Origin of the sequence: Bradyrhizobium sacchari (genome assembly GCF_002068095.1) — a bacterium.
GTDB lineage: Bacteria > Pseudomonadota > Alphaproteobacteria > Rhizobiales > Xanthobacteraceae > Bradyrhizobium > Bradyrhizobium sacchari.
This window is the reverse complement of record NZ_LWIG01000018.1, coordinates 1-5,467: the sequence shown is the minus strand read 5'-3', so window position 1 is coordinate 5,467 and position 5,467 is coordinate 1. Positions and strand designations below refer to the sequence as shown.

The following is a 5,467-nucleotide window of genomic DNA, read 5'->3' as shown; positions in this document are numbered from 1 at the left end:
AAAATTTCCAACCGCCGCGATCTGGTCGTTGAGGCTGGAAATGCTCTTTGTGTATGAATCCAGGTGATATTTTTCGACCAGGATCTGGACGTTCAACTGAGCCACGTCAGCGCCTGGCTGCGAGAGTTGGGCGGTGTAGTCGGCGATCTTCGCATTGGTGGCGCTCACGTCCGATTTGGCCTGGGCGAGCTGGGCGTTGAGGCCGGGCAACTGAGACGCGAAGGTGGTGTTGACGTAGCTGTTCGGATCGGATGGATCGCTGCGCAGGACCTGACTTATCGTGTCGCTCGGCCACTTGCTCTGATCGATCCCGAATGCCGAATAGACGTAGTTGCGGAGACGGTCGTCGTTCAGGAGCTGGTCCGCATTGCTGATGCTGCCGATATGGACGCTGTAGTATTTCGTGTCGTCGGCAAGCGCGTCGACCTGGCTCTTCTTGGTTGCCGTGTACAGACCGATCATCTCGTCGATCTGATCCTCCGATTGCGCAACGGGCTTTATACCGCTCGTGAAGGAGAATGCCTCGGCAAACTCGCGGTAACGCTTGTCGACCAGCTTGTTGACGAAGCTGTTGGCGTCGGAGAGGTCGCTCTCAAGCACCTTCTTCATGAAGGCCTTGGCATACGCCATGTCTTCCAGACCATACGCCTTCATCGCATAATGATAGAGGCGATAGTCCTTCATGAGATCATCGACGGTCTTCACCTTGCCGATGTTGGCCTTGTAATAGGCGGCTTCGCGCGCGACGTCGGGTTGCTGTTCGACCCGCGTCAGGGACTGCTTGAGATGATGCGAGATGTAGTTGTAGCTGAAATACGTTGATACCATCGCGCATTCCTCGCGGCGTCGTGCGGTCCTGGACTTCCGTCAATCATTGCCGGGTCGCGAGGCGGGGAGCTGGCCTCATGCCAGCTGTTGTCTCATAGCTGCGTTTTCTTAAGGTGATTCTGGGTCACAATCTAAAGTTTTAGCGTGTGTTCAGATGACGCATGCCGTGCTTTGTTGCCGTGTGTTTCCATATGCTTCGCAGATGCAGCTTTCGCGAAGATGGTGTTCTTGATATGTTCCAGGCAGGAGTGGATCGGAACGGGCTGGAAGGCGAGCATGAGCCGAAGAAGCAGTCGAACGATCAACCTGCCGCCGTACCTGAAACGGGTTTGGCTCGATCCATCGCAAGTCCGCGACCGCGAGGCTTATCCGTTCTGCCTGCCGATCTTTCCGGATGATTTCGAGCTCAACTTCGAGGCCGCCATCACGGTCATCGTCGGGGAGAATGGCACCGGGAAGTCGACGATCCTCGAGGGCATTGCAGCGCTCGCCGGTTACGACGACGCCGGGGGCGGGAAGGGCTACATGCCGGTCGACCACTCCGAAGCGCGGGAGAAGATGGGCGGCCAGCTTTCCAGGGCATTGCGCGCAAGCTGGCTGCCGAAGATCACCAATGGCTGGTTTTTTCGCGCGGAGAGCTTCTTCTCGGTCGCGCGGTACCTCGACAAGGCCGCACGTGACGCCGGGCAGGTCGGCCCGGATTTCCTCTCGCATTCCCACGGCGAAGGTTTCCTGCGATTCTTCGAGGAGCGGTGCCAGCGCCAGGGCATTTTCATCTTCGACGAGCCTGAATCGGCCCTGTCGTCAGATCGAATTCCTGAAGGTGCTGCGACGCATGGAGGAGTCCCGCATCTGCCAGGTCATCATGGCAACCCATTCGCCGATGCTGATGACCTATCCCAACGCGCATCTGTTGCGGCTCGGGAAATACGGGCTCGAGCCTGTCACGGTGGAGCAAACCGACCATTACCGGGTCATGCGCGAGTTCTGCGACGATCCACGCGGCTTCGTGCAGGCGACGTTGGCTGAATAGGTGAGGGGCCCCTGACGCTCGCTGTCTCGATCGTCATTGCGAGCGCATCGAAGCAATCCAGAACCTTTCCGCGGCGGCAGCCTGGATTGCTTCGCTGCGCTCGCCATGACGGGGAGGAGGAGGCCTGCATCGACCTCAAATCGTGATACACTTTCCCGTTCTCGCGGCACACCATGCCCGAGCTTTGCGGCAATCACCGCCCTCGAAGGTGCCGAGGGCGCAGGGAAGGCCGGGTGCCGGCTGGCACCCACGGTCCACTGTGCGAAAATTTTGCGCTACGAGAAGCTGCACAGCGGCATACAGGTGAAGCCCAACACACGGCCTTCCCTGCGCAGTGGTTTGACGGCTTATGTCGTGCTCTCCCCGGGGAGCGATGCACTATTGCCCCCGTCGCCTTGCGGATGGCTGATGCACGTGCCCGGTCGGGCAGGCACATCACCGCAAGCCTTGGCGCACAGACCCCGGGCGCCAGGACCACAAGATGCCGTACGCGGGCTGCGCCGGTCGGATGCGCGCAAGCCGTTGCTCACGGAGTGACCCGCCCTGCAAACCGCCTTCGCGCCGACGCCGCCTTGCGTCCACCACGTCCCCTCCCGCGTGTCGTGACGATCGCGATACGCCCCTCGGACCGGGCTGGGATGGCTGCAACATGCGATAATTCCGAATTCTAGTAAAGCGAATTATTTTCATCCTGACGCATTGACCGGGATCTTGCGTGTTTTGCCCGTCGGGCAACGCAAGGGATGGTGTGGACAGGCGAGCCTCTCGGCCACAGCGGTGCCGCGAACCGGTCTCGCCACGGTCCAAAAATGCGTTACCATGGCCTTAGCGCGCCTCAAGTCGCGCAGATTGAAGAGTGAGGAAACGAGATGAGGATGAGAAGCGGAACGGCGCTCGCCGGGGTGGCGGCGCTGGCGGTGGTGGGGATGGCCCTGACGACGGCGTTCGGGCCGGCCTGGGCCCACGGACCGACCCGGCAGAAGGTTCGGGAATCCATCGAGATCAACGCTGCTCCGGCGAAAGTGTGGGCCGCGATCGGCAATTTCCAGGACATGAGCTGGCTGCCGCCCGTCACCAAGACCGAGGGTGAGAAGGGCAACGAGATCGGCGCGACGCGGAAGCTGACGCTGACCGGTGGCGCCACCGTGGACGAGGAGCTCTACAAGTTCGACGCCGCCGCGATGACCTATTCCTACCGGATCACCACAGTCGACGTGAAGGTGCTGCCGGTCACCAATTATTCCTCGACGCTGACGGTGACGCCGAGCGCCGACGGCAAGGGCACGACGCTGGAATGGGCCGGCGCGTTCTACCGCGGCTATCCCAACAACGATCCGCCGCCCGAGCTGAGCGACGAGGCCGCCAAGACCGCCGTGAGCGGGCTCTACAAGGCCGGTCTCGAGGCGCTGAAGAAGAAGATCGAGAGCGGAAGCTGACCGTGCGGGTCCTGGTCCTGGCGGCGCTGGCCGCCAGCATCGCCCAGGCGTCAGCCGAAGAGGCATTCATCACCAACCAGCTCAGCGACGATCTGATGGTGGTGGACCTCGCCGGCCCGCACAGCGTTGCGACCATCCCGATCGGCGGCAAGCCGGCCGGCATCGCCGTCAGCGCCGACGGGCGCTTTGCCTATGTCACGAGCCCGGACGCCAAGGCGGTGACGGTGGTGGACGCCGCCGCGCGGCAGGTGACGGGACGGATCGAGGTCGGCGGCGGGCCGCTCGGCATTGCCGTGGCACCTGATGGCCGCACCGTCTATGTCGCGGATTGGTATGCGGCGGCGGTGCGGGTGATCGATGCGGCTTCACGCAGCCTCACGGCCAGCATCGCGGTCGGCGCCTCGCCGTCGGGGCTGGCGGTGACGCCTGACGGCAAGCTGCTGCTCTCGGCCGACCGCGACGACGACAGCGTCTCCATCGTGGACACCGCAACGCGCCAGCGCAAGGCGACCATCAAGGTCGGCACGCGTCCGTTCGGCGTCACCATCGATGCCGAGGGCAGGCGCGCCTACAGCGCCAATGTCGGCTCCGACGACGTCTCCGTGATCGACATCGCGGAGGCGCGCGAGATCGGCCGCGTGCCGGTCGGGATGCGTCCCTATGCGGTGGCGCTGGCGCAGGGGCGCGGCTTCGTCACCGACCAATATGGCGGCACCGTCAGCGTGTTCGACCTTTCGACCCTGAGGCCGGTCAAGCGCATCAATGTCGGCGACTATCCCGAAGGCATCAATGCGACTGCCGACGGCAAGCGCATCATCGTCGCCTGCTGGGAGAGCAACACGCTCGATATCATCGATGCCGCGGAGCTGAAGGTCGTCGGCGAGGTCAAGACCGGCGACGGCCCGCGCGCGTTCGGGGCGTTCTTGCGCAGGACGGAGTAGGGTACCGGTGCTGCCGTAGCCCACATGAGGCGAAGCGGAATGCGGGGCATTGTCCCGGATTGCGCTTCGTTCCGTCCGGGCTACGAACCACGATCGAACCGGACGTTGTGCTGCCACGACAGATGCTATCCAGGACTCAATTGCGCCGGGACATGCGCCGAGTGGAGACGTTTGCAATGGATAAGTGGGTTGAGCTTGCGGTGTCGTGGTTGCCGTTCCTGTTGCTGATCGGGCTGTGGTTCTGGTTCTCTCGCCGGGCCGGAATGCAGGCGCGCAGCAAGTCGGGGGTGAGCCTGATCGAGCTCTACGAGCAGCAGGTTACCGAGACCCGGCGGATGAACGGCTATCTGGAACGCATCGCGAAGTCGCTGGAGAAGCACGAGCCGCGGGGCGGAGGCGCGTAGCAACCATTAAGTCGCGGCGGTATTTTGGAGCCAGGGCGTGCCTCTAGCAACAACGGTGTTGGCGTAGATGAGGAGCTTCCTGGCGCAGGCGATAAGAGCAACGCTGTGCGCTTTTCCAGCGGCTGTGAGGCGGCTGTAGAGGTTCATCAACGCCTTGTTCCAGCGGAAGGCAGCTGGGAGCGCCGCAGCGTAAAGGGAGCGCCGAAGGCGGGCCCGGCCGCCGGCGATGTGGCGCTGGCCCTTGTATTTTCCGCTGTCGTCATCGAAAGGCGCGAGCCCGGCGAGCGCCGATGCCTGCTCCCGGCTGATAAGGCCGAGCTCGGGCATCCGGATAATCAGGGCCAGCGCGGTGCGCTCGCCAATACCCGGCACGCTCATCACGAGATCCAATCGAACAGCCAGATCGTGGTGAGCGCGCAATTGCTTGGCAATGAGGCGCAGCTGCGCGAGTCTTCGTACCTTGAGCCGCGCAATGTCGGCGAGAACCATTCGTTTAAGGCGCGGTTCGCCGATGTGCTCGAGCCTGGTCTTGAAGCGAGCGATATCCTCCTCGATTTGTTCGACGAAGGTCAGGGCATCGGCAAGCGCAGTCAGTCGCAAATCCTGCCCAATCTCATGCGGTTCGATTACGGCCGCACATGCGGCAATCAAAGCCGCATCAAGGGCATCATTTTTGGCTCTCTGACGGTGCAGGCGCGCGAAGGCCCGCACCTGGAGTGGTTGGAGAACCAGAACAACAAAGCCCGCCGCCTGCAGGTGCCTGACCACCCCACGCTCGTAACCACCGGTCGCCTCGATCCCGACCCGCTCGACGCCCGCCTTTGC

At 62.8% G+C, this 5,467-nt stretch carries 5 protein-coding genes and 1 pseudogene; 4 read left to right on the top strand and 2 right to left on the bottom strand.

Annotated elements, in window-relative coordinates; genetic code table 11:
* On the bottom strand, nucleotides 1-828 hold an 828-nt coding region (locus tag A5906_RS44800; protein WP_245326848.1), incomplete at its 3' end, for a DUF1217 domain-containing protein.
* A gap of 276 nt (nucleotides 829-1,104) precedes the next feature.
* Between A5906_RS44800 and A5906_RS22215 the strand changes: the two are divergent.
* The 4 genes and pseudogenes from A5906_RS22215 to A5906_RS22195 all read left to right on the top strand — a co-directional run bounded on the left by A5906_RS22215 (nucleotide 1,105) and on the right by A5906_RS22195 (nucleotide 4,642).
* Nucleotides 1,105-1,861 (top strand): annotated as a pseudogene (locus A5906_RS22215) (AAA family ATPase).
* A gap of 869 nt (nucleotides 1,862-2,730) precedes the next feature.
* A complete protein-coding gene (locus A5906_RS22205) occupies nucleotides 2,731-3,297 on the top strand; it encodes an SRPBCC family protein (protein ID WP_080137455.1) in 567 nt (188 codons plus the stop codon).
* Between the two features lie 2 nt (nucleotides 3,298-3,299).
* Nucleotides 3,300-4,238, top strand: a complete 939-nt coding sequence (locus tag A5906_RS22200) for a YVTN family beta-propeller repeat protein (protein ID WP_080137454.1) — start codon at nucleotides 3,300-3,302, stop codon at nucleotides 4,236-4,238.
* A gap of 176 nt (nucleotides 4,239-4,414) precedes the next feature.
* Nucleotides 4,415-4,642 (top strand): hypothetical protein, encoded by a 228-nt coding sequence (locus tag A5906_RS22195; protein WP_080137557.1) that lies wholly within the window; start codon nucleotides 4,415-4,417, stop codon nucleotides 4,640-4,642.
* A 6-nt stretch (nucleotides 4,643-4,648) separates the two neighbouring features.
* On the opposite strand, the gene A5906_RS22190 is transcribed toward A5906_RS22195, so the two are convergent.
* Nucleotides 4,649-5,467, bottom strand: an 819-nt coding sequence (locus tag A5906_RS22190) for a transposase (protein ID WP_080137453.1), incomplete at its 5' end; no start/stop codon positions are given.

Coding starts and splice junctions, on each gene's coding strand:
- A5906_RS22195 (WP_080137557.1), top strand. CDS start 4,415: ATGGATAAGTGGGTTGAGCTTGCGGTGTCGTGGTTGCCGTTCCTGTTG.
- A5906_RS22205 (WP_080137455.1), top strand. CDS start 2,731: ATGAGGATGAGAAGCGGAACGGCGCTCGCCGGGGTGGCGGCGCTGGCG.